The organism is Taibaiella koreensis (assembly GCF_003545715.1).
In the GTDB taxonomy this organism is placed as follows: domain Bacteria; phylum Bacteroidota; class Bacteroidia; order Chitinophagales; family Chitinophagaceae; genus Taibaiella; species Taibaiella koreensis.
Genome location: NZ_QVNU01000001.1, coordinates 892233 through 916525, shown reverse-complemented (window position 1 = coordinate 916525; position 24293 = coordinate 892233). Strand labels below are relative to the sequence as shown.

At 51.3% G+C, this 24293-nt stretch carries 24 protein-coding genes; 17 read left to right on the top strand and 7 right to left on the bottom strand.

Translation table 11 applies throughout. The features are described from left to right. Positions 1–84 precede the first annotated feature (84 nt). The 4 genes from DZK30_RS04130 to def all read right to left on the bottom strand — a co-directional run bounded on the left by DZK30_RS04130 (position 85) and on the right by def (position 5781). Positions 85–3879 carry a sensor histidine kinase gene (locus tag DZK30_RS04130; RefSeq protein ID WP_118972801.1) on the bottom strand — a complete coding sequence of 1265 codons (3795 nt, stop codon included), beginning with the start codon at positions 3877–3879 and terminating at the stop codon, positions 85–87. Between the two features lie 30 nt (positions 3880–3909). Continuing rightward, positions 3910–4677 (bottom strand): nucleoside triphosphate pyrophosphohydrolase, encoded by a 768-nt coding sequence (gene mazG / locus DZK30_RS04125; RefSeq protein WP_118972800.1) that lies wholly within the window; start codon positions 4675–4677, stop codon positions 3910–3912. A 117-nt stretch (positions 4678–4794) separates the two neighbouring features. Beyond that, positions 4795–5199, bottom strand: coding sequence for a hypothetical protein (locus tag DZK30_RS04120; protein WP_118972799.1), 405 nt, complete (start codon positions 5197–5199; stop codon positions 4795–4797). A gap of 3 nt (positions 5200–5202) precedes the next feature. After that, positions 5203–5781, bottom strand: a complete 579-nt coding sequence (def, locus tag DZK30_RS04115) for a peptide deformylase (RefSeq protein ID WP_118972798.1) — start codon at positions 5779–5781, stop codon at positions 5203–5205. Positions 5782–5964: 183 nt separating this feature from the next. Here def and DZK30_RS04110 point away from each other — a divergent pair, with 183 nt between their 5' ends. From DZK30_RS04110 to DZK30_RS04070, 9 genes are all read left to right on the top strand, one after another. After that, positions 5965–7269, top strand: a complete 1305-nt coding sequence (locus DZK30_RS04110) for a GlmU family protein (protein WP_118972797.1) — start codon at positions 5965–5967, stop codon at positions 7267–7269. 55 nt (positions 7270–7324) lie between these two features. Further along, positions 7325–8095, top strand: a complete 771-nt coding sequence (gene tpiA / locus DZK30_RS04105) for a triose-phosphate isomerase (protein ID WP_118972796.1) — start codon at positions 7325–7327, stop codon at positions 8093–8095. A 37-nt stretch (positions 8096–8132) separates the two neighbouring features. Then, positions 8133–8600 (top strand): hypothetical protein, encoded by a 468-nt coding sequence (locus DZK30_RS04100; RefSeq protein ID WP_118972795.1) that lies wholly within the window; start codon positions 8133–8135, stop codon positions 8598–8600. Positions 8601–8687: 87 nt separating this feature from the next. Continuing rightward, positions 8688–9110, top strand: coding sequence for a DUF3127 domain-containing protein (locus tag DZK30_RS04095; protein WP_118972794.1), 423 nt, complete (start codon positions 8688–8690; stop codon positions 9108–9110). Positions 9111–9202: 92 nt separating this feature from the next. After that, the gene (locus tag DZK30_RS04090) at positions 9203–10915 is read left to right on the top strand and encodes a DUF4836 family protein (protein ID WP_162902826.1); all 1713 of its coding nucleotides are present in this window, start codon (positions 9203–9205) and stop codon (positions 10913–10915) included. A 185-nt stretch (positions 10916–11100) separates the two neighbouring features. Continuing rightward, positions 11101–12336 carry a signal peptidase I gene (lepB, locus tag DZK30_RS04085; RefSeq protein WP_118972792.1) on the top strand — a complete coding sequence of 412 codons (1236 nt, stop codon included), beginning with the start codon at positions 11101–11103 and terminating at the stop codon, positions 12334–12336. Between the two features lie 118 nt (positions 12337–12454). Next, positions 12455–13261 carry an alpha/beta fold hydrolase gene (locus tag DZK30_RS04080; protein ID WP_118972791.1) on the top strand — a complete coding sequence of 269 codons (807 nt, stop codon included), beginning with the start codon at positions 12455–12457 and terminating at the stop codon, positions 13259–13261. 9 nt (positions 13262–13270) lie between these two features. Next, positions 13271–13801, top strand: a complete 531-nt coding sequence (locus tag DZK30_RS04075; protein WP_118972790.1) for a shikimate kinase — start codon at positions 13271–13273, stop codon at positions 13799–13801. Beyond that, positions 13801–14202: a DUF423 domain-containing protein gene (locus DZK30_RS04070; protein ID WP_118972789.1), complete on the top strand. Its 402-nt coding sequence runs from the start codon at positions 13801–13803 to the stop codon at positions 14200–14202. Before DZK30_RS04075 ends, DZK30_RS04070 begins: the two co-directional genes overlap by 1 nt. Positions 14203–14452: 250 nt before the next feature. Here the strand turns inward: DZK30_RS04070 and DZK30_RS04065 are convergent, their stop codons facing one another. Continuing rightward, the gene (locus tag DZK30_RS04065) at positions 14453–16501 is read right to left on the bottom strand and encodes a BatA domain-containing protein (RefSeq protein WP_162902825.1); all 2049 of its coding nucleotides are present in this window, start codon (positions 16499–16501) and stop codon (positions 14453–14455) included. Between the two features lie 106 nt (positions 16502–16607). On the opposite strand from DZK30_RS04065, the gene DZK30_RS04060 reads away from it, so the two are divergent. The 4 genes from DZK30_RS04060 to DZK30_RS04045 are packed head-to-tail and all read left to right on the top strand — an operon-like array spanning position 16608 to position 19439. Next, on the top strand, positions 16608–17762 hold the full coding sequence (locus DZK30_RS04060; protein ID WP_118972787.1) for a sensor histidine kinase: 1155 nt from the start codon (positions 16608–16610) through the stop codon (positions 17760–17762). A gap of 26 nt (positions 17763–17788) precedes the next feature. Beyond that, entirely contained in the window at positions 17789–18136 is a 348-nt protein-coding gene (locus tag DZK30_RS04055; protein ID WP_118972786.1) for a DUF6150 family protein, read from the top strand. A gap of 9 nt (positions 18137–18145) precedes the next feature. Continuing rightward, a complete protein-coding gene (locus DZK30_RS04050) occupies positions 18146–18667 on the top strand; it encodes a GNAT family N-acetyltransferase (RefSeq protein WP_118972785.1) in 522 nt (173 codons plus the stop codon). A 1-nt stretch (position 18668) separates the two neighbouring features. Beyond that, complete coding sequence (locus DZK30_RS04045) at positions 18669–19439, top strand: helical backbone metal receptor (protein WP_118972784.1); 771 nt, start codon at positions 18669–18671, stop codon at positions 19437–19439. A gap of 4 nt (positions 19440–19443) precedes the next feature. On the opposite strand, the gene DZK30_RS04040 is transcribed toward DZK30_RS04045, so the two are convergent. Then, positions 19444–19977, bottom strand: coding sequence for a hypothetical protein (locus tag DZK30_RS04040; protein WP_118972783.1), 534 nt, complete (start codon positions 19975–19977; stop codon positions 19444–19446). Between the two features lie 43 nt (positions 19978–20020). On the opposite strand from DZK30_RS04040, the gene DZK30_RS04035 reads away from it, so the two are divergent. Further along, positions 20021–20974 (top strand): beta-ketoacyl synthase chain length factor, encoded by a 954-nt coding sequence (locus tag DZK30_RS04035; RefSeq protein WP_118972782.1) that lies wholly within the window; start codon positions 20021–20023, stop codon positions 20972–20974. A 51-nt stretch (positions 20975–21025) separates the two neighbouring features. Here DZK30_RS04035 and DZK30_RS04030 read toward each other — a convergent pair whose 3' ends face one another. Beyond that, positions 21026–21580, bottom strand: coding sequence for a thioredoxin family protein (locus DZK30_RS04030; RefSeq protein ID WP_205529355.1), 555 nt, complete (start codon positions 21578–21580; stop codon positions 21026–21028). Between the two features lie 145 nt (positions 21581–21725). On the opposite strand from DZK30_RS04030, the gene DZK30_RS04025 reads away from it, so the two are divergent. From DZK30_RS04025 to DZK30_RS04015, 3 genes are read left to right on the top strand one after another with little or no spacing between them, the layout of a single operon-like run. Beyond that, complete coding sequence (locus tag DZK30_RS04025; protein ID WP_118972780.1) at positions 21726–22280, top strand: UbiX family flavin prenyltransferase; 555 nt, start codon at positions 21726–21728, stop codon at positions 22278–22280. A gap of 11 nt (positions 22281–22291) precedes the next feature. After that, positions 22292–23134 carry a GNAT family N-acetyltransferase gene (locus DZK30_RS04020; protein WP_118972779.1) on the top strand — a complete coding sequence of 281 codons (843 nt, stop codon included), beginning with the start codon at positions 22292–22294 and terminating at the stop codon, positions 23132–23134. Between the two features lie 35 nt (positions 23135–23169). Continuing rightward, positions 23170–24282: a M42 family metallopeptidase gene (locus DZK30_RS04015; protein ID WP_118972778.1), complete on the top strand. Its 1113-nt coding sequence runs from the start codon at positions 23170–23172 to the stop codon at positions 24280–24282. Positions 24283–24293: the final 11 nt, after the last annotated feature.

Sequence of the window (24293 nt, the reverse complement as noted above, 5' to 3'; positions counted from 1 at the left end):
TTCTGTAATTTATAAGGCATTAGCAAATAAAAATAAAACAAAAGCCGGAAAATTCCGGCCTCTCACACAAGGTTCTGTAATGCCTCAATGATTTTTTGTGCCCCCGCCATGCACACCTTCTGCCAGTGGTAGCTGTACAAAGAAAACAGAGCCTTCATGCAGCACTGTCTCAAACCAGATGCGACCGTTGGAATGCTCCACCATGTTGCGGGTCATGGACAAACCTAATCCGGTCCCCGATGACTTGGTTGTAAAATAAGGCACGAATAGCTTTTCCTGGAGCTCTTCCGGGAAACCACTTCCGTTATCCTCGACTGCTATAACAACATCATGTTCCTTTTGTTCATAGCGGATCCTCACAACGCCCTGCTTATGCTCTTCTATGGCCTGGATAGCATTCTGGATCAGGTTGGTAAACACCCGTATGAAATAGCTTTTGTCCATATGCACGCAAAGGCTCTTATTGCCGGGCTCCAGCACTACGGCGATCTTGCTGTCTTTTTGAAACAGCTGCACCAGCGAATGCAGCGCCTGCTCTACCTGGAGCACCTCCGGATCAGCTTCCGGCATTTTGGCAAAGTTGGAAAATTCCGAAGCGATCAGGTTAAGGTTCTCGATCTGCTCGATCAGGGTATCAGACACACGCAAGGCCAGGCTATTGATATCGGGACGGTCGTTTTTTATGGCCTGCTGCAGGTACTGGATATTGAGCTTCATCGGTGTCAGCGGGTTTTTGATCTCATGGGCCACCTGCCGCGCAATTTCCCGCCAGGCGGCCTCGCGTTCGGTGCGGGCCAGCCTTGAGGCCATCATTTCCACTTTCTGCATCATCGCATTGTATTCCTTTACCAATACGCCGATCTCATCTTTATAAGGCCATTCAATATACTCGTTGTGCCGCAGCCGTATGTTCCGGAACTGATCGATGAGCAGCCGGAAGGAGCGGATAATACTATTGGAAATAACGATCGCAAAGATACCGGACAGGAAAAAGATCAGGGCGTATACATTGATCAGCGAAACCAGCACATTGGATATTTCATCGTTCAGCTCCCGCTGCGAAGCATAATAAGGCAGGTTTACATAGGCCAATATCCTGTCGTTGCGGCTTCTGAGCGGTGTATAGATGCTTTGGTATTTCAGGTCGCCGATGTGCTCACTGATCAGCATTTCTGTCTGATCGCCATTACGTAGCGCCCTGAATACTTCGGGCTGGATATGCCGGGAAAGCAAACCGTTCTTCACGAGCTCGGGCTGAGAAGTAGCGATCAGCTTGCCCGAGCCATTGTATAAATTGATATCGGCGCCCTGGTCTTCGGCCAGCGCATTAAGCCGGTAGCTCAGATCAGAGTAGTGATCCATTAACGCGCTTGGCGTAGCATTGAGATCCAGGTGGTGCTCCTCTACAAACTGATTGATGTTCTGGGCATAGTAGAGCAGCAGGTTTTGCAGGCTTTTTCGCTGATTCTCTTTGTATTTGCTGTTAAGGAACGACAAAGTAATGATGCCCACCACCAGCAGGGAAGCAAACACGGTTACCAGGATGGTAAGGTTGATCTTGGTGCGTATGGTGAAATTGAAATTTTTGAGAAAGAACCGCGTGCGTGCAGGATAAAAGAATAGCTGGCGGACGATGAAGGTAAGACCGGTGAGCACCAGCAGCACTGCCAGCACATAGCTGAACAGCGAAATGATATTGATCAGCAGGTTACGGTCGTAGATCACTTCGATCAGCTCTTCCCCCGAGGAGCGGTATACCAGCCGGGAGCTGTTCCAGGATTCAAAAAAACGGTTCTCTATAGTGTCCGGCGGGTTGGCATTGACATAAGGGAAAACGTGGCTGCCATACTGTGTCCAGAGCGTGTTGTTCCTGTAGATACCGTAAGCATATTTATCAAAGTAGAGCTGATCGGTGGGATTGTATTTTTTACCCAGGAACGATCGCCGGCCGATCATCTTAGGTGTTTTATCAACAGAAACATCGAAGCCTACATACCCCAGGGTATCCCCGGCATCGTCTAATGCCGGTATAGGGCAAAGCAGCCAGAACATATGGCTATTGTCCGCTATCTTTCCCGGATTCCGGGAGCCGCTGGGAAACCGTTGACCCGACATGGTGTCGGAGAAGCGCATCAGCTGCGCATCCGTGGAATCCTTATTCCCCATTGGCTTTCGCCGCCGGTCGTAGAAATAAATAGCAACGATATATTTACGCGAATATTCAGCGAGGTAGTTGTAGAAGATATATTTTTCGGCAAGCTCAATGTTACGTTGCGCGGGATTTCGGAAAAAGGATTGGATCACGGTATCCTTCTGAAAGCCGGCAGCCAGATCCATAAACGTGTACTGCACATACTGATTGTCGACCTGCTGTTGCTTTTGGGCAAAGACCATTCTCAGCTCCTTCTCCTTGATATAGTTAAAATAAAAGATCTCAAGAGTGATCCAGGAGCAGAGTATGGCGAACCACAGGTAGAAGGTAGGCGCTATAGACAGATCGTATAAGCGGCCCCGGCGTTGCATGGGCATTCCAAATGAATCGATCAGCAGCAGGCCTGCAAAAGACATGAACATAATGGCCATGTTGAATACATTGAGCTCTGTACCGGAGAGCCGGTAAACGATGAGCAGGCTTGTTGCCAGCACAAAGCCATACTTAAGCCAGCGCCTGCTTACGGCTCCGGTGAGTAAGGCATTGATAATACCCAGGATGATTAGAAAATTAACCGTAATGGCTGAAAGGGTAAAAATCCCGATAAATGTATAAGGAGTGAGGCTGGAAAAATCGCCTACCTGGAACGAAATTTTACTATCGATCACCAGCTTACGCATATCCGGCGCAATATCTTCGTACAGGAACAGGATAAGACCTGCCGATAACAGAAAACGCAACAGCCTGTCGGCCATGCGTTGCCTGAGCAGCGGTGTGGTCGCTACCGGCACATAGGCGATAAAATAGACCAGCAGCCAGAAAATGATCGCTGTAGAAATGATGAAGTCACCGAGCGACTTGACATGTTCCCCTGAGGAGAAAAGCTCGGGCGAACAAAGCTCCGAGTTGAGGTAGCCTGATGGATAAACGATCCAGCTGTTACCAAAGTAGCAGCCAGCCAGTACCAGCAGCAGCACCAACCAGCCCCGGAAGGGTTTTCCTGCCCGCGCACCGATATCGAGGCATACCTGGTGTAGCCAAAAGGCGAAGCTGAGCAAGGCGATGATAGTGAACAACCATACGGCAGGCCCTGCTACATAAATCTCATCTGCCGTTTCCCGAAAGCTGAGATAGAAAGCGGCACTGCCGTTGTCGCGCCATACCGGATAGCCGCCGGGAGCGGCTGTATCCGACACGCCTGTGGATACGGGAATATGGGGATCGGCTACAAACCGGGATTGAAAGTATTGGTTTTCCAGCGGATAATTGTAAACGACCGGGATGAGGGTATAGGCAAAGACCTTATCGCTATCGTTCCCCGGCACAACATGAGTGAGCGGCCAGGTACGGATATAGAAGTATCCCGCGGTAAGCCGTTGCAGCTTACCGCCCAGGTAGGCCTGCGGATCGCGGCGCACCGTTACCGGGAGGTCTACCTGCGAGGTATTCCACAGGATCGTTTCTCCCGATGTGGCCAGGAACAGGAAGTAACTCGAACTGAGCGTGCTCTTGCCCCGTGTTTTCAAAAAACGGCCGAAGGCGCCGCTGCGGCAATCTCTTAGCGCAGCATGCTCCCGGGTACCGAAGTCCCGCTGGACATAGCGAACAAAATGTCCCGGGCCGTATTGTATCTTTTCCCAACGGTACAGGATCAGGCAGGCGACCAGCGAGATCGCAAATACGGTAAGCCAGCCCAGGTGTGGCACCCTTTTCAGCCACTTATTCAATAGTTCATTTTTTGACAGTTAGGTACCAGGTCATACGGGCTTGCGCTTCACTTCGTTCCATAGCGCATCCATTTCCGTAAGCGTCATTTGGTGCAGTGCACGGCCGTTTGCTTCGGCCAGCAGTTCCATCTGCTCAAACCGGTATTTAAATTTCTTATTGGTACGCTCCAGGGCATTCTCCGGATCGACATCTATAAAGCGTGCGTAGTTGACCATCGAGAACATCAGGTCGCCAAATTCTTCTTCAATGTCTTCCTGGGTCTTTATGGCGATCGCTTCCTTCAGTTCCTGCAGCTCCTCCTCTATTTTTTCAAACACCTGCTCCCTGTTGTCCCATTCAAAACCCACCTGCTTGGCCTTATCCTGCAGCCGCAACGCCTTTACCATGGCCGGCAGAGCCGAAGGCACCCCGCTCAGCACCGATTTACGGCCTTCTTTCAGCTTTAGCTGCTCCCAGTTCTGCTTTACCTGGGCGTCGTCCTCAACTTTTACCTGGTCGTAAATATGCGGATGCCTGGCCACGAGCTTATTGCTTACCGACTCGATCACATCGCCAATATTGAAGTGGCCCTGCTCCTGCCCTATCCTGCTGTAGAACACGATATGAAGCAGCAGGTCGCCCAGCTCTTCCTTGATCCCCTTCCAGTTCTCGTCAGTTATGGCATCGGCCAGCTCATACAATTCCTCTATAGTTTGTATGCGTAGAGAGTGAATGGTCTGCTTTTTGTCCCAGGGACATTTTTCCCTCAGCTCGGCCAGTATGGCCTGTAGTCGCTCAAAAGACTGTGCGTAGTTCATGATGGCAAATTAGCCGGTTAGCCGGCGGTCGTTATACTACAAATCAACAAAAAAAATCCGGTTCCTGTCCCGGTTATTCGTATCGGGGACAGGAACCGGACAAAACTTTTCCCCGGATCATTTCATTTTCCTGAAAAAGAACAGCAGCAGGAAAGCAAATAGGAGATTTACCGGCAGAGGAATAAACAACAGATCGCCCAAAGCACGCCACAGCAGCATATGGGGGCCGAAGAGGTAAAAAGATACGTTAACGATAGTGAGCACCAGAAAGCTTATGGCCGGCACCTTCCGGGCCAGGCAGGCACCCGCCCAGAAAAGAAAATACAGCAGAAGGACCAACGGACGCAGCCAAAACAGGCGCGATACAGAATCATCGCCCAGGTAGCTGATCGCCTCATACAGCGCTATCCCCAGCAGGAACAGGCCGATGAGCGGGAAGAATACCGGTAATGTCTTGAAATAGCGCGACAACAGGTTGCCTTTTTCAGGAGATCCGGGAATAATTGTTTCTTGCTTTTCCATCGTTTATTTGGGTAACATCATCCGGTAGTCTACCTTAATCCTTCCTTTGGAAATATCTTCCAGGCGCTTCTTCAGCAGGCGCTTCTTTAATTGCGGCAGGTAATCGATAAAAAGCTTGCCTTCGATGTGATCGTACTCGTGCAGAATCACACGGGCGGTAATACCATGAAAATCTTCCTCATGCGCAACAAATTGCTCATCCACATACCGCAGCCGCACATGCTCGGGACGCTTAATATCTTCCCTGATCTTAGGGATGCTAAGGCAACCTTCGTTATAAGCCCAGGGCTCACCCGTGGTTTCCACAATATGCGCATTGATGAATATACGCTTTACCGGTTTTTCATCGGGGTAGCGCTTACGGTCTTCATCGTCGAAGCCTTCCACGATCTGCTCTGTATCTACTACAAAAATGCGCGCCGGGCGATTGACCTGGGGAGCAGCCAACCCTACGCCATTGGTATGGTACATGGTTTCCCACATATCCGCGATCAATTGGGACAAACCCGGGTATCCGGGCGTAATATCTTCACATTCCTTGCGCAGCACGGGATGTCCGTAGGCCACAATAGGTAAAATCATGTTTTGAATCTCTTGTTCTAATAAATTAAAAAGAGTGCAAAGGTAAGCATTATCGCTTGTTTATGCAGCAAAGCGTTGTCATTCCTCTTGCGGGAGTTCACAAACCTTTATGCAGAAGTGCTTCCCTCCACGGCCTATCTTTTCAAAAATTACCGAACTTCGCTGCGCAATTTTCCCTGATCTATGTCATTTATTTTATTTGACGGTCCTGCCCGTTACCGTTTCCTTCCCTTTACCCATACCCGTCCGCTGGCCGATATGCGTTGCGGCATCCTTACCATGCGGGAGCGTTGGGAGCTGCTGCTTGAAGCGGCAACAGGGACCCTTACCGAAGCTTACCTCCAGGGAGTCTTTCCCCTTCACCCGGAAGGCGCCGGCATTACCGATCGCCTGAAGCAGCTTTTCGAGCAAAGGCCCGGCGCAAGCCTGCCTGCAAGCCAGGTGAGTACGCCCGGCAGCAGCATGGCGCACACCTATATCAACAGCACCCTTTTTGCTACGGCTGATATGGCTAAAGCTGTGCACGACCTGCAACCCGGCGAAGCACTGATGCAGGATGAGGTGCTGATTGCCTATCGCACCGAACAGACCCTGGAGCATGGCAAAGAGCTGGAAACAGCCCGCCAGGCCATAAAAGTGATCGGCTATACCAGTTTTTTCCGCAAGCTGGAACAGGTATGGGACCTGTTTTCGGCCAACGAACAATCGATTAAAGACGACTTCGCCCTCATTACTACAGGCCGTCAATCCCAGGAGCTCCCAGCCTATGTTACAGCGCTCAACCCTTCCAATATTTTTATTGAGCCCGGCGCAAAAATATATCCCTGCATCCTGAACGCCGTCAGCGGTCCCATTTATATCGGTAAAGATGCCGAGATCATGGATGGTAGCATCATCAGGGGCGCCTTTGCATTGGGTGAGCATGCCGTGCTCAAAATGGGCGCCAAGGTGTACGGCGGCACTACTATAGGGCCTGGATGCAAAGTCGGCGGCGAGATCAGCAACGTAGTCTTCTTTGCCAACAGCAACAAGGGACACGATGGCTTCCTGGGCAACGCCGTCATAGGGGAATGGTGCAATCTGGGCGCCGATACCAATTGTTCCAATCTGAAGAATAACTACGACGAAGTAAAAATATGGGACGAGTATGAGCATCGCTCCGTGAGAACCGGGCTCCAGTTCTGCGGCCTGCTCATGGGAGACCATTCCAAATGTGGTATCAATACTATGTTCAATACTGGCACCGTAGCCGGTATTAGTTGCAATATTTACGGCGGCGGCTTTCCCGAGAAATTTATCCCTTCTTTCAGCTGGGGCGGCAGCGACGGCATGACCACCTACACCCTGGAAAAGGCGCTCGACACGGCCAACCGTATGATGGTACGGCGCAACAGGCAATTAAGCGCCGGGGAAAAGGCCGTTCTTCAGCATGTATTTGAGCGCACGGCAAAGCAGCGAAACCTGATGAACGTAACACAGCAACCCTAAACCCGTAACTATCGCGATAAAAACTTCTATACATTCAAACCTCTTATATTTTTACATGTCAAGAAAGAAAATTGTAGCCGGCAACTGGAAAATGAACCAGAATCTTTTCGAAGGAAAACAACTGGTGACCGATATCCTGAAAAGGACTGCCGCCCTGGCACTTCCCGAAAACCTGGAGGTCCTTATCGCGCCGCCCTTTACCCAGCTTGAGCTTGCCGCTACACAGCTGAAAGATGTGCCGGGTCATTTCCTGGCAGCTCAGAATTGCCACCAGGAAGCTTCCGGCGCTTATACCGGCGAAATATCGGCCGGCATGCTGAAAAGCGTAGCTGTTGCTTATGTAATCCTCGGGCACAGCGAACGCCGCCAGTACTTCGGCGAAGATGAGGCCCTGCTGGCCAAAAAGACCGACGCTGCGCTCAGCCAGGGCCTGAAAGTGATCTTTTGCGTGGGCGAACCTTTGGAGATCAGGGATGCCGGTACCCAGAACGACCTGGTGCGTCGCCAGATCGAGGGAGGACTGTTCCACCTCAGCGCAGACCAATGGGGTCATATCGTGATCGCTTACGAACCGGTATGGGCTATCGGCACCGGGCGTACCGCCACCGCTGCCCAGGCACAGGATATGCATGCTTTTATCCGCAGCCTGCTTGCTGAGCAATATGGCGCTGAGCTTGCCGACGCCACTACGATCCTCTACGGCGGTAGCGCCAAACCGTCCAACGCACCGGAACTGTTTGCATGCCCCGATGTCGATGGCGGTCTTATAGGCGGCGCATCCCTCAATGCAGATGATTTTGAAGGGATCGTCAAAGCGGCTCTGTAAAGGTTAATTGAAGTCATGTAAACCAAACGCTTTAGGTATGAGAAAGGCTATAGGTATATTCATGCTTATGATATGGGCAGCCAATAGTGCGGCACAAAGCGCCAAGCCTAAAATAATGGTGGTCAACTATGGGCTGATCAAGGTCTTTGACGAGGTGCCGGCCTTTATTGCCGGCAACAGCAAACCGGCAGGCCTTTCAGACAAGGAGATCGGCTGTATAGAAATGTTGCTTACCATCTTTTTCGACCGGTACAACCGGCAACAGCGTCAGGAAGACCGGATCGGGTGGAAGGAATACCGGAGACAATATTTCCCGATGACGCTCAAAAATGGCACTAAGGAGGTATGGATCAACTGTTTTTGTCCCGAATTTGTCGCCAATAGTGATAGGGATTGGCGTCGGGACCTGATTTGGGTACACGATGGCGGCAATTGTTTTTTCAATATCAGGGTCAATCTCGACGAGCAAAAAGTACATGACCTGAGTGTAAATGGTGAGGCCTGATCGGCTGCCTTACTTTAGCATAAAAGATGGAACATACCTTAAAAAAATACCTTAACTTCGCTTATTAATTTTATAAATACAGCTAATATGAGTTTAGAAGTGTCCGGCAGATTACATGCCAAATTCCCTACACAACAGATCAAAGACAATTTTTCAAAAAGAGAGTTCGTGCTGGAGCTCACCGATGAAAGTCCTACCGGTATGGTATTTACCAATTATGCTTCTTTCCAGTTGGTAAACCAAAGCTGCGCCGTGATCGACCAGTTCCAGGAAGGAGAGATGCTCAAAGTGAATTTCAACATCAGGGGCAACCGCTGGGAACGCGACGGCCAGGTAAAATATATCACCAATCTTAATGCCTGGAGAGTAGAGCGGGCTTCAGCTGCTCCCGCAGCAGGCGCTCCGCAGCCGCAGCAGCAATATCAACAGCAACCGCAGCAGCAATTCCAGCCGCAGCAGAACAACAACTTTGGTAATGCCGGCAACCAGCCCGATGATCTGCCGTTCTGATAAGATTGTACAAAAGATGTTCCGTTACAAATAGAGCCTTGTTATATGACAAGGCTTTTTTATTTTTGCCAGCTAAAACTTTATCGATGAAAATGACCCTTCGCCTAGTGCCCGTTGCGCTGTGCCTCATGGTATTCCTGGCCAGCTGCAGCAAAAAAGACGATTCCACCCGCTATATTCCCAAAGATGCGATAGGCGTGATCAGCATCAACACCGGCCAACTGGTGCAAAAAGTAGGCCTGAGTATGCTTTCGGGCAGCCCCATGTTGAAGGAGATGACCCGTGGCGCCGGTGGCGATACGGCCCATTTTGACCTGGAGAAGACCGGCCTTCAATACCTCACCACCGTATATGCCTATGCGGTTCCCGATATGCGCCTGCCCAGCAAATCCCGTTTCCAGGTGCTGCTGCCCCTGAAAGACGCGGAAAAGTTCCGCGCATTTCTAAAAGAGCAATTCAAAGAAGCGAAGATCACAACCAAGGACAAATTCTCTTTCGCTACGCTCAATCCGAATATATGTGTAGGCTGGGATAAAGAGACCGCCATTGTAGCGGCCACTACAGCGCAAAGAGAATGGACCGAAGACGGCACCATGAAACCCGCGGCGGACAACAGCACACTCCTTACCGAAGAGATAGAGAAAACATTCGGCCTGCAAAAAGACCAATCCCTGTTGACCAACGATAAGTTTACGGCGCTGATGAAAGCCGGTCACGACATAGGTGTATGGATGAACTACGAAGCCTTGACCAACGCCATGCCGCAGGAAGAGCTGGGCCAGGCCGGCACTGTGCTGGCTTCGCAGAAAAAGCTGATCAAAGACGCCTTCCTGGCTGGTGGTATCGATTTTGAAAAAGGAAAGATCACCGGTGATGCGCGTTATTACTTCAACCCCAGCGTAAAAGGCATCGCTTCGGCTCTTGAAGTAAAATCGGTGAACAACGATCTGCTGGGCAAGGTGCCCGGCAGCCAGATGAACCTGATGCTGAGCCATCATTTCAATCCACAGGGTATCCGGGCTTTGGTCGATACCATTGGCATGCTGCCGCTGGCCACTACAGCGCTTAAAGAGATCAACCTGAGCTTCGACGATATCCTCAATGCCTTCAGCGGCGATTTCCTTCTGGCCTTTACCGACTTTAAAGTAACTACCGAGAGCGAATCCTACACACTGGCCGGCTCTTCGGTGAACTATACCAAGCCGGTACCTTCATTTAAAGCGGTCTTGTCTATGAAGATCAAGGATAAGACAGCCTTTGACAAATTGCTGCAGACAGTGGTAAGCAATGGCCTGCTTTCTCCCGGCGCTACGCCCAATACCTATATGATTGGCGGATCGATGACCCTGGCTACCGATGGCGCTTATGTTGTGGCTTCCAACGAGGCCGGAGTGGCTACAAGTTTCCTGCAGACCTCGGGCAACAAAGCATTTAACATTCCCTCAGAAGTAAAGAGCAATCCATCCGGCTTTTTCCTGGACGTCAAGAATTCGATCAATTCCGTGCCGCTCGACCTGCTGTATGGCAAAGAGGACAGCTCGGTATTCCACGACGGCAAGCAGTTATTCGAATCGGTTAAGGCCTATGGCGGCAAGCTGGACGGCGACCATACCGAAATGCACTTCGAAGCAACTTTCCAGAACAAGGATGAGAACAGTCTGCTGCAGCTGATCCGTTTTGGTCAAAAGGTAGTAGAGGCAGAAAAGAAAATGGGTGACAGCGTTGACGATGTGCTCCCTGGCGACCAGGAAGAAGCATCGCCGGCCGAAGCGGCAGATTCTACCGCGGTAGCGCCGTCTATCTAAACCTTTTTAATACCAGCGTAAAAGCCCTGCTACGCTTCATGTAGCAGGGCTTTTTTGTTTCAGCCGGGAGCATAAATGAAAAACCGCTTATTGGCAATAAGTTGTTATTTTTGACGCTTATAGTGTCTCTTTAAAACCAGACGGGCACTTCTGACACCATAACGATTATCAATCCCTGCAAGAATATGCGTTTAGCTTTCTGGAAAAAGAAAAAACAGGACCCCAACAAGAAAAGAAAACCCGTATGGCGCGAATGGCTCGATGCCGCTTTATTTGCGATCGTTGCCGCCACGCTGATCCGTACTTTTTTTATAGAAGCCTATACGATCCCTTCCGGATCCATGGAAGGTACCATGCTGATCAACGATTATCTCTTTGTAAGTAAGGTGGCTTATGGTCCCCGTATGCCCATGACTCCTTTGGCTGTTCCGCTGGTGCACAACACGATGCCCATATTCGGCGGCAAGTCCTATACCGACGCCGTGCAATGGAAATACCGCCGGCTTCCGGGCTTTGGTAAAGTAAAACGGTACGATGTGGTGGTGTTCAACTTCCCCAACAACGACACCGCTATGTTGATTGATCCCGCCCAGGATTATTATGCCGCCGTGCGTATGATGGGAAGGGATGCGGTACTGAGCCGTACCGAGATCATCACCCGTCCTGTTGATAAAAAAGAAAACTATATCAAACGTTGCATCGGTATACCCGGCGATAAGATCGAAGTGATCGACGGCGTTGTATATGTCAATGGCGCCAGGGGCGAGCTTTACCCGCACCAACGCATGGACTATCTGGTGCAGGTAACGCCGCAATTCCGCTACGACAATGACTATGGCGAAGAGAACCATATCCTGTTCCGTGGCGGCAACAGCACTACCGGTATGGTCATGGAAATGGAATATGGGACCATGCAGGCTTACAGTAAGCTCCCGGGCGTTACCAGCGTTACGACCGCAGTGGAGCCCAAAGGCAATGCGACCGGTCCCAGCGGCCAGGCCGTTTACCCCCAGAATCCTGCTATGTTCCCCTGGAACCAGGACAACTATGGTCCTATCCTGATCCCGAAAAAAGGCATGACCATCAGCCTGACGCCACAGAATGTGGTGCTGTACCGCCGTGCTATAGAAACCTATGAGCGAAACAAGTTTGAGCAAAGAGGCGACCAATGCCTGATCAATGGCCAGACAGCCACCCAGTATACCTTCAAAATGGACTACTACTGGATGATGGGCGACAACCGGCACAACTCGGCCGATTCCCGCTTCTGGGGCTTTGTACCGGAAGACCATATCGTCGGTAAGGCTTCGTTCGTCTGGCTCAGCTATGGCAGCAACCCCGAAAACCAGGTGGACGCTTATACAAAAAAAGGAATTCGCTGGGGACGCTTGCTACGCGGCGTAGGCTCCCTGCAGAAATAAACAAAAAAAGCTGTCCGTGATCGTGACAGCTTTTTTTCACCCTGCCGGCAAACAGGATTGACCGGCACGACCCGCACTTATCAACTGCCGAAGGAATACGGCCCGGGATCAAGAAAATATGCTACCCCACTCTGGCATCTTAAAATATAACGACAACGCCATTCACTGCCTCCGGATGGGCAGTGGCAGCAAGCTACTGATTGCTTTTCATGGCTTCGGCAACGACGCCGCCATCTTTGCCCCGCTTGCTAAGCTCCTGCAGGAGGAATACACGATGGTATCGATAGATCTGCCTGGCCATGGTCTTACTCAATGGAAAGACCCTTATTTCCGGAAAAAGGACCTGATGGCCATTGTGCAGGGTATCCGTAACGATTTCGGGACCGAACGAGTGTCGCTCCTGGGCTACAGCCTGGGGGGAAGAATATGCCTCAATATCGTTGAGCAGCAACCCAACTGGATCGAAAAAATAGTATTACTGGCGCCCGACGGACTGGAAAAGAATTTCTGGTACCACTTTGCCACCCGCAACCCCATAGGCAAAATAGGATTTAGGAACATGATGCAGGCGCCCGAAAAATGGCTGGGCCGTGTGGATTTCCTGAGAAAATTCAGGATTATCGATGAATCGCGGTTTAAATTTGCAGTAAGGAACCTGACCGATGAAACCGTAAGGCACCAGCTTTCTTATGTGTGGCCGGTGACCAGCAAGCTGATCGTTAATATAGCCGCGGTCAAATGGAACCTGAACAAGTACAAAGTGGAGACACATCTGTTCATGGGTAAACATGATCGTATTTTCCCACCGGCCCAGGGCGAACGTTTTGTCCGCAACCTGAAACAGGCAAAGCTCCACCTGATGGATACAGGACACAATCTGCTGGGCGCCGAACAGCTCCCGGACATCCGGCAGGCATTGCTTTAAACCAGACCTATGCGCATATTTCTCATCGGCATGCCGGGAAGCGGCAAAAGCTATTGGTCGCACCAGCTGAGCGACCTGCTGCACTATGAGCAGGCAGACATGGATCGTGTGATCGAAACCCGTGAAGGCAGCAGCATTCCGCAACTTTTTACAATAGGCGAGCAATATTTCAGGGAAAAGGAACGGGAGGCATTGCAAGCGATACTGGAAGAATTTTCTGACAAAATCGTGGTTGCTACCGGCGGCGGTGCACCCTGCTACAAAGACAACCTGCAGGTGATGAAGACCGCCGGCTGTGTGCTGTATCTCGAAACCCCGACAGAAGCCCTGCTGGCCAATATCGAGCAACAGGGGCTGGAACGGCCGCTACTGGCTAATGGCAACCGGCAAGAACTTGCCGAAAAGCTATCGCAGCTATACAGGCAAAGAAAAGAAATATACGAGCAGGCTCATGGGAAAATTGACACCGTAACGGCGAACCTGAGTACCTTTGCAGCAACTCTTGAGCATTATCTCTCCGACAATAATCTTTCGCTCTGATGACGTACAAACCCGCTCTTACTGCAGCCTTCCTGTTTGCTATGATTGGCGTGATCACCGGCGCTATGGGCGCCCACGCGCTGCGCCCGCATCTTACCGACGACTTGCTGGCTTCCTATGAAACAGCCGTAAAATATCAGTTCTACCACAGCTTTGCCCTGGCCATTGCCGGCATGCTGCACCAGGCTTTTCCGTCGGCCTGGATACGGAGAGCCACCTGGGCTTTTGTGATCGGCATCCTTTTGTTTTCCGGATCCATTTACCTGCTGATCTATCTCAAAGCTACCGCTTCGGTAGGATTGGGCGGTCTTGGCATCCTGACGCCCATCGGCGGCCTTTTCTTTATTGCCGGCTGGCTGTTCCTGCTTTTGGGTATCCGTAGTAAGCAGGCAGCGTCCTGAACAACCATCAAACACGACAATAGAACGGCACGACGACAAACGTTGCTGCCGGGCCTTTAAACCTGACACGATAGCGCCAGGCACGATGCCGTTTAAGTGGGGGAACGCGATAGCTTGGAATTTCACGTCAATCCTTTGTGCACTTTGCGTATCACTTAGCCATCTTAGCGATTAACGACACGGCTTTCTCCTTTAAAAGGAGCCTAACGAAACGACATGGGAAAGGTACAGGAGGCAATGTTGGGAATGCTCAGGCTGCTGCTACGGGGCTGCCGGCTTTCTGCTTGCGCAACAGCAGGAAAGATTCTCCTGCCAGGCAGCACAGAGCCACGATAACGCATATCTTCCACAAGGGGAAAGGATCCTGTGCCTGGCGCCATCCCTGCCGGCCCACCGATTGCTCATCAAGCCAGCGTACCCTTGCCGGCGCCAGCGTACGCTCAAGCGCTGCATGAGATATCCCACCCAGTTGCGATTCACTGCGTAGCGCATTCAGCCCCACCAGCACCGTATCTTTCGAAGCCTCGTTATATAACCGGTAAAAACCGGCATCCCGGGCAGTATTATTCAGAAACAGCTCCACACCGATGCCCGAAGGTCGCTGCGAAGGGATCGCATCGAAGCCGGGACGGGCCAGGTGCCATACCTTACGATCGTCGGCGCCCGACACCGGCAACCATAGCGGTGCACTGCTACCTACTGAGCGGGCGTACATATTGCCGCCGCTTCCCTGCACTGCCATTTTGTACAGCACCGGCACAAAGAAATAGCTCAACGCAAAATTGGAACTGCGATCGTCCAGCGGAGAAGCACAGAGATAAAGCTTGCCCTGCATCAGGGCATATTGCGCCAGGAAAGGCTTACCATCGCGAAAGCTCATCAGCGCCTGTTGGTTGGCCGCTACCGAGGCTGTCACCGGGTAGCGTTTTGCCGTAACCGGCAGTTGTATATTATCGGGCACCTTTTCAAACACATCCTGCAACAAAGGATGGGCCTGCTGCAGGGAAACGACTTGCTGCCTTGTGGTATCTTCCTTACCGAAGCTGATGTCGCCCCAGGCTTTCAGTCCCTGGTTGAACTGATCTACTCCGGAAACATTGCCGGGGAAAAGCAGGATATTCTGCCCACGCTGCAAAGCTTCCTTAACGGCATCCTGTATACCGGGCGTGATCTGCGAAAGGTTTTGTAATATGATCAGGCTGTACTGCGGCCATTGTGCTTTGTTCACAGCCCCGGCCGGCTCCTGTTGTATCTTGATTCCCTGGTAGGTGCGAAAGGCCGCCTGGAGATAGGGATTGACGGCGCCGTCGCCTACGATCAATACAGAAAGTTCGGGGCTGGTACGGGCAGCGATGCGAAAGGTATCGTCAAAGCTCAGCGGGTGATCCTGCAGGGAAAGGCTGATCTCCTGCCAGCCGGCCCCATTCAGTTGCAGAGGAAGCGTATCTACCCAGTCTTCATCCTCTTTCATCGCGATCGCGCTCACGGCCCGCACCTGGCCGCCTACCGTGACGCTAAGGTTACTGCCTTTCTCCACGGAGGCGCCGCTTTGTTTTACCCGCACCACCAGCGGATTGGACTGGCGGGTATCGAGGTTGGGGGAAAGGAAATAGGCCGTATCGATATAGAGATTCGCCACCTTACTGGCCTCGAGCGGGTAACAGTACAAGGTCGCATTGGCTGGTAGCGGCAACTTATCGCCGGCATCCAGCGTGCTTTGTTGCAGATCGCTGAACAGGTATATATTCCAGGGCTCTTTGCCTTCATTGGACTGTGCGGCAATGATGCTGTTCATGACCTGCCGCAAAGAAGCTACCCGCGCTACCGGATGTATATCGTTGAGCGCCTGCAGCGCTTCGCTGCGCAGCATAGGCCTTGTGGCTGCCATCTTATCGTTGCTCAACAGCAGGAAACGCGCAGTATTATCAGAGGAAGCGATCAGCTGACGGGCTTTTTTCTTTGCCTGTTGCAGGAGGCTTTCCTGCCCCTCGCTTATCGTCATACTATAGGAGTTATCGATGTAGATCACCGATACCGCTGCCTTGCCCCCCGATTCCCCCTTTCCCAGGAAAGGTTGTGCGAAGGCCAGCACCAGGGCCGCCAGGAAAAGCAGGCGCATCAGCAGCAGGCGCCAGTTATGTATTTTTGCCTGCCGCTTGGTCGACAGCTGTATATTTCTCAGGAAGCGGGTGTCGGGAAAAGCCACCCGTTTGTACCGCCTCAAGTTGAAGAGGTGGATCAGCACCGGGATCACCAGCGCCAGACCGGCCAGCAGGAACAAGGGAAAAAGAAAGCCCATAGCTTCAAAAATAGCGAGTTCGGGGCAAATAAACAGAAAAAATATAAACCGCAAGGCCCGTCCCGAAAGGCTTTCGGGATTATGTTTTTTACTTACTTTTGAGCCCATGCGTAAATACCTGCACTGGAAAACGTATCTCGTTATCTTTGCCCTGGCGATTGTTGGCTTTGCCTTGTATTACTTCAACCAGGTTGCCAAAGAAATGGCTATTGAAGAGCAGAAGAAAGTGGCTATGCTGGTTGAAGCCATCCGTACGACCGCCCTGGCGCCGATACAAGCACAATCGGACGTCACCTTTGCTTCAAAAGTTATTTCAGAAAACACAACCATTCCCCTGTTCCTTACCGACGATGCAGGCAATATTGTCACCTCCCAAAACCTCGACAGCAGCCGCTTGGCCGGCGATCCTGAATACCTGATGCGGAAGTACCAGGAATTCAAAAAACTGCATGAGCCCATATTGTATGATTTCAGTACCCCAGGCATGCCGGGCAAAGGCTATGTTGTTTACGGCGATTCTACGCTGCTCAATCGCCTCCGTTATTACCCCCTGCTTATTCTCGCTATTATTGTTTTCTTCCTGCTGATCGTGGTCATTGCTATTTCCAATGCCCAGCGTAGTATACAGAACCAGGTATGGGTAGGCATGTCCAAAGAGACCGCGCACCAGTTGGGGACGCCCTTATCTTCCATCGTAGCCTGGATGGAGCTGCTGAAAGACAACGAGAGCAACCGCGAGTGGGTGTCGGAAATGGAAAAGGATGTGTCGCGGCTACAACTTATCGCCGACCGTTTTTCGAAGATCGGCAGCGTACCCCAGCTCAAAGAAGAGAACCTGGTGAACAGGCTGCAAAGCATGGTAGAATATATGCGTATGCGCAAGCCCCAGAAGGTAACTATCGATTTTGAACATGACGAAGACGATGTACAGGTGCTGCTGAGCGGTCCATTGTTCGATTGGGTGATCGAGAACCTGATCCGCAATGCGCTCGATGCCATGGAAGGCGCCGGCAACATCCTTATCAAGCTGAGCAACCAGCCACGCATTGTCACCATAGACCTGAGCGATACCGGCAAAGGCATTCCCAAAAATAGTTTCAAAAAGGTATTTGCTCCAGGCTATTCCACCAAGCAGCGCGGCTGGGGCCTTGGACTTTCGCTGGCCAAACGAATCATCGAGAAATACCACAATGGCAGTATCTTTGTAAAATCATCAGAACCCGGTAAAGGCACTACTTTCCGTATCGTTTTCCGGAGGTAAGGCCGGCGCTTCAAAACCCGCCACTCATGAAAAACATTTTCTTCTTTACCTGTTTTTCGCTTGCTTGTTGCTTTGCCCGGCCCGCAATAGCCCAGGTTGTCTATTCGACAGACTGGAAAAGCGATGCCCAGGTGATCGTCTATGTAACCGACTCCAAAAGCGATGCCGACCTTGTGGTGTACAAGACCAAAAGCAAAAGTGACGCCGAAGGAAAAAACGAAGGGGTTTGGTATTTTGCCGAATGGAGAAGCGACGCCAAGAAACAGATCTATTTCACCGAATGGAAAAGCGACGCCGATCTCATCGTCTATTTTACCGATTCCAAGAGCGATGCCGGTTGGAAAAGCAAGAAAAAAATGCATCTGCTCTATTAGCTACCGCACATGGATATAAAGATCAGGGAAGCGCAGGAACATGATCTGCCACAGATACTGGACATTTACAACGATGCTATACTGTATACCACATCGGTGTACAACTATAAACCGCATACGCTTGATATGCGACGCGAATGGTTCCGCTTGAAACAACAAGACGGCTTTCCGGTATGCGTAGCCGAACTGGAAGAGCGGGCGATCGGTTTTGGCACCTACGGGCCTTTCCGGCCCTGGGCCGCGTATAAGTATACCGCCGAGATATCGGTCTATATCGACCCTACCCACCGCGGTAAAGGTATAGCCAGGTTGCTGTACCCGCATTTACTGGCCGCAGCGCAACAACAGCAGTTGCATGCCCTGGTTGCCGGTATCGATGCCGCCAATGAAGCCAGTATGAAGCTGCACCGGCATTTCGGCTTTGTCGAGGTGGGCCGGTTCAAAGAGGTGGGCTATAAGTTCGGCCAATGGCTGGACCTGGTCTTTATGCAATTGCTGCTACCTACACCCGAACATCCAACCGAAGATTAGCATGTATTTCCTGGATCCCGGACATCAATTAAACCAACCGCCGAAACGGATTGTATCCCTGGTCCCGTCTCAAACGGAGCTGCTGTACGATCTGGGTCTTGATGCGGAGACGGTTGGCATTACCAAATTCTGTGTGCATCCCGAAACCTGGTTCCGGAGCAAAGCGCGGGTGGGTGGTACCAAAAGCCTGCATCGCGACCGTATTGCTGCTTTACAGCCCGACCTTATCATCGCAAATAAGGAAGAAAATGTCAGGGAGCAAGTAGAAGCGTTGGGCGATATCGCACCGGTATGGATCAGTGACATTCATACCCTGGACGATGCGTTGCAGATGATCCGCACCGTGGGTACGCTTACGTCCCGTGAGGAAAACGCAGAGATGATCGCCCGCTGTATCGAACAAGACTTTGCTCAACTGCATGCCTTCGCACCATCCCGCAACGCCTTATACCTCATCTGGCGCAAGCCCTGGATGACAGTAGGACGGGATACGTTTATACATGACATCCTGCAACGGGCCGGACTGACCAATAGCTACGCGGACCAGGAGCGCTATCCCGCGATCGACGACGAAGATATCATCGCCCGGAACCCTTCGCTCGTGCTGCTTTCCTCGGAACCTTACCCTTTTAAAGAGCCGCATATACAGGAACTACAGGCCTTGCTGCCCGCTGCACACATACAGCTGGTGGATGGAGAGCTCTTTAGCTGGTATGGTAGCCGCCTGCTGCATACCGCCGCCTACCTGAAGCAGTTGCAGGAGCATTGGTAGCGACCTAAAAATATCCGAAATATACTTTGGAAAAAGTGCTGTACTCGATATTGATCTCATCGCCTTCTTCGTACAGCGCATAGTCTTCTTTGCTGACTTCTATGCTGAGCTTGAAAGTAGACCGCAGGAAAAAGTGGTGTGTATTGTTGCTGCTGACATGTTGCTTACGCATGATCCCCGTATTCTCAATCGTTTTATTGCCCAAACGGATATCCTTCACCAGCGGCTTCAGGTTACGGAGATAGCCAATATAACCGCCAACAATCACTACCAGCAACAGGAAGATCATACCCAGCACATAATACAGGTATACGCGTGGTTCCTGTTCCTCCCGCAGCCGCGCCATTGCCGGCGTATCCTGACTGCGTTTAACGCTTTCCATAATAATACCCAGGCAACAAGGTACGATGACAAAAAGTACAGCCAGCGTACGCATCGTGCGTAGAAATGCCCGTTTTTCCCTGGCTTCTTTTTCCTTCAGGTAAGAAAGCTCCGAGTCGGTCATCGGCTCCTGGTATGTGTAAGCAGCTCGGGGCATTGTAATTTTGCCAGCCTAAAGTAAGCTAAAAAATCTATTTTTGATGTCTATTCAAATGAAAATGTACATCAATCATTTTTGCAGCATCAGCCCCGCCGGAATGCTGGTTCCGGGTGTTCCGGTAGCCACGCTGCAACAGCCCGGACCCGGCAAGGCAGCCTGCGCCGAACCGGACTATAAAGAGCTGATCCCCCCGATGCAGCTACGTCGCATGACCAAGCCGGTACGCACTGGGATAGCGGCTGCAAAGCACTGCCTGGGAACGGAGATACCCGGTTCGATCCACGTGGGCACTACATATGGCATGCTGCAGGACTCTGAGCAATTCCTTCAGAAAATGATCGACCAGGAAGAGCAGATGCTGAATCCCACGGCCTTTATTCAATCGACACACAATACCGTATCGGGGCAGATCGCCTTGTCGCTCGCCTGCACAGGCCATAACATGACCTATGTACATAAGGCGCATTCCTTTGAGAGCGCCATGATGGATGCCGCCATGATGTTGGCAGCACAGCCCGGAGAAATGGTGCTGGCAGGCGCTGTAGACGAATGCACCGACACCAGCTATACGATACTGGAAAGATTTGGGAAATATAAAACGGGCGATATTGCCGGTGAGGGCGCTGCTTTCTTCACCTTATCTGCTCACGCCGGTGCAGATAGCAGTGCATGGCTCCGGGCTTTCGATATGTTCGTCGCCGATGACGATGCCGCAGTCGCAGCACAGCTAGCCCGCTTCCAGGAACAGCATCAGCTGGCGATCAACCACAATGATATCCTGCTGATCAACGCGCCGGGTCTGAAAAACGCGCCGGATATATGCTCCGGTATAGAAACGATCGATTACCGCCGGTACTGCGGCGCCTATCCTACCGCCTCTTCCTTCGGACTGGCTTTGGCCACGGCCTTGCTAAACGAAAAGCGTACCGGTCGTTGCTGGATACTCAGCGGCTGGGGCGATCACTACAGTATTTTCTGCCTGGACAGTCTGTAATAGAAATTGGCCCTTTTCGAAAAGGGCCAATTTTATGATTAAGTAGTTGGGTTATTTATTAACGTTTACCGTGGGCCAGCTGGGCTTAAAGCTATGCTGCCAGTCCTGCCAGGGCGTCGACTTGTGGTTATTGCCGCCCAGGTATTTCAAAATGCTTTCCATCTGGAAAATTTCGAGGTAACCCGGCATCGGCTGTGCATTCTCAAAGTTCTCATCCATAAAGACAGTGGTGGGATAAGACAAACGGCCCTGCAGCAGCTGCACCGCCAGCTCGTTTACCCGTTGCTGCGTAGAATACTCCCATTTTTTGCCCTTGAAGGCTACCGGATTGCGTTGCTCGGCATCAAACTTAACCGCATAGTAGTTTTCATTGACGTACCGGATCAGCGAATCGTTGCTATACGTTTTTTTATCCATTACCTTACACCAGCCGCACCAGCTGGTATACACATCGATCAGCACTTTTTTCGGCTTTTCCTTCATCTTGGCCTCAGCCTCCTCAAAGCTCATCCAGTGGATCTCTTTGGCCTCTTTATTACCGTCCGTAGCGCAAGCCGCCATTGAAAAGGCGAACAGAACGCCTAAGAGAGAAAGTATCTTCTTCATCTATACTTTGGTTTGTATACGTCTATAGATAAGACGGTCATTTTAATTTAAAAGTTGCGCTACCGGCCCTTTTCTTCCGGTAACAAGTATGCAATTTACTGATTAGAAGGCTTAGTTTTGCCTTCTTAACAATATAAAAGCGAAGATGAAGATAGCGGTAGCGATTACCGGCGCCAGCGGCTCGATCTATGTGCAGCAACTACTGTATAAGCTGGCCAGGTTAGAAGATCAGATCACGGAGGTGGGCATCGTTTGGAGCGACAATGCAAAAACAGTATGGGAAGAGGAGCTGGGCAATAAAGATTATGACCAGTTTCCCTTTAAAGTTTGGGCAAAGAACGATTTTTATGCCCCTTTTGCTTCCGGTAGCGCCGATTACCAGGCACTCATCATTTGTCCCTGCAGTATGGGTACCCTTGGAAGGATTGCCGGCGGCATCAGCGACAACCTGATCACCCGTGCCGCCGACGTGATGCTGAAAGAGAGGAGAAAGCTGATCTGTATGATACGGGAGATGCCTTACAGCCTGGTGCACATCAACAATATGAAAACAGTAACCGAGGCCGGCGGTATCATCTGCCCTGCCTCCCCTTCTTTTTATCACAAACCCCACACCCTGGAGGAAGCGACCCAAACAGTCGTTGACCGGCTGATTAACCTGGCCGGCCTGCGCGCCGGAGGCTTCCGCTGGGGCCAATAAACCTATTTTGAATGGAGATTCGCAATTTAAAAGACACGGCCTTGCCCGATATTGTAGCCAGCATTGCCGAGGCATTTGCCGACTACTTTGTACCCATTTCTGCCGATGTAAGTTATTGGCAAAAAAGACTTGAAGCGGCAAGGGTCGACTTTGCCCGCTCCTATGGCATGTTCGACAACGGCCGGCTTGCCGGTTTTATTCTCAACGGCATCGATACGCTGCAAGGCAAGCTTACGGCCTTCAATACCGGCACCGGTGTGCTTTCGGCGGCGCGTGGTCATAAAGTGGTCGACAAGCTTTACGAATATGCCCTGCCCCGGTTGCTCGACAGTGGCATTACCCTGTGCAGCCTGGAAGTGATCGACCAAAATGAAAGAGCGATCCATGTATACGAACGTATCGGGTTCATTATCCACAAAAAGCTGCATTGCTTCAAGGGCCGGCTACAGACCATCGCCGTCCCTGGCATTGCCGTGGAGCAGGTGCCCTATGCCACGCTGGCCACTGCAGCGCGTCCCTATGATGCCTTTTACTCCTGGGACAATACTTCAGCTGCCGTGCAGGCAGCCGGCGACCGCTACCGTTGCTACCAGGTGAAGCGGGCAGCCCAAACGGTCGGGTACTTCATCCTCAATCCGGAAACCAGCCACCTGATACAGTTTGAAGTGATTACCGGCGACCAGGCCGACCTGCAGGCACTACTGTCGGGCATCGCACAAGTAATACAAGAAGTGAAGATCAACAACGTGGATGGCAGCCGGATGGAGTTGCTCGCCGCCCTATCTGCTGCGGGACTGGAAAACTTCCTGGACCAGTACGAAATGCGAATGCCCCTTGCCGGCTCGCAAGAATAATTTAACTTTCCAGGTTCAAAATTGAAACGCTTATTATGGCAAAAAAAGAGCAAAAAGAAAAGAAACACATCCCGGTGGTCAATAAAAAATCACTGGCGTTCTTTGAACGATACATCAACAACGCAGCACCTACGGGCTTCGAGGCCGAAGGACAAAAGCTTTGGCTGGATTACATCCGTCCCTATATCGACGAGCATTATGTCGATAATTACGGCACTGCCGTGGGCATCATCAATCCCAAGGCCAAGTATAAAGTAGTGATCGAGGCGCATGCCGATGAGATTTCCTGGTTTGTCAATTATATTACCAGCGATGGGCTCATTTATGTGATCCGCAATGGCGGTTCCGATCACATGATCGCCCCCTCCAAAAGAGTGAACATACATACCGACAAAGGCATTGTCAAGGCTGTATTCGGCTGGCCTGCCATCCATACCCGCAGCGGCGAAAAAGAAGAAACGCCCAAGGTCAAGAACATTTTCCTCGATTGCGGCTGCACCTCCAAAGATGAAGTGGAAGCGCTGGGTATTCACGTGGGCTGTGTAATCACTTACGAAGATGAATTTATGGTGCTTAACGACCGGTACTACGTGGGACGAGCCCTGGACAACCGCGCCGGCGGCTTTATGATCGCCGAAGTGGCGCGCCTGCTACATGAGAACAAGAAGAAGCTACCCTTTGGCTTGTATATTGTCAACTCTGTGCAGGAAGAAATAGGCCTGCGCGGCGCCGAAATGATCGCCGAATATATCCAGCCTAATGTTGCGATCGTTACCGACGTAACGCATGACACCTCTACACCAATGATCAGCAAGGTAAGCGAAGGAGATCTTTCCTGCGGCAAAGGACCGGTAGTGACTTACGCACCGGCGGTGCAAAACAACCTGAACCGGCTCATTATTAAAACAGCTGAGGACAACAAGATCCCGTTCCAGCGATCAGCCTCTTCCCGTTCTACCGGCACCGATACCGATGCTTTCGCCTATTCCAACGCTGGCGTACCTTCAGCATTGATCTCCCTGCCCCTGCGCTATATGCATACCACTGTGGAGATGGTGCACAAAGAAGACGTCGACAATGTAATTCACCTGATCTATAATGCCCTGCTCAACATTAAAGACGGACACGATTTCCGCTATATTCAGTAATATTTCAGCCG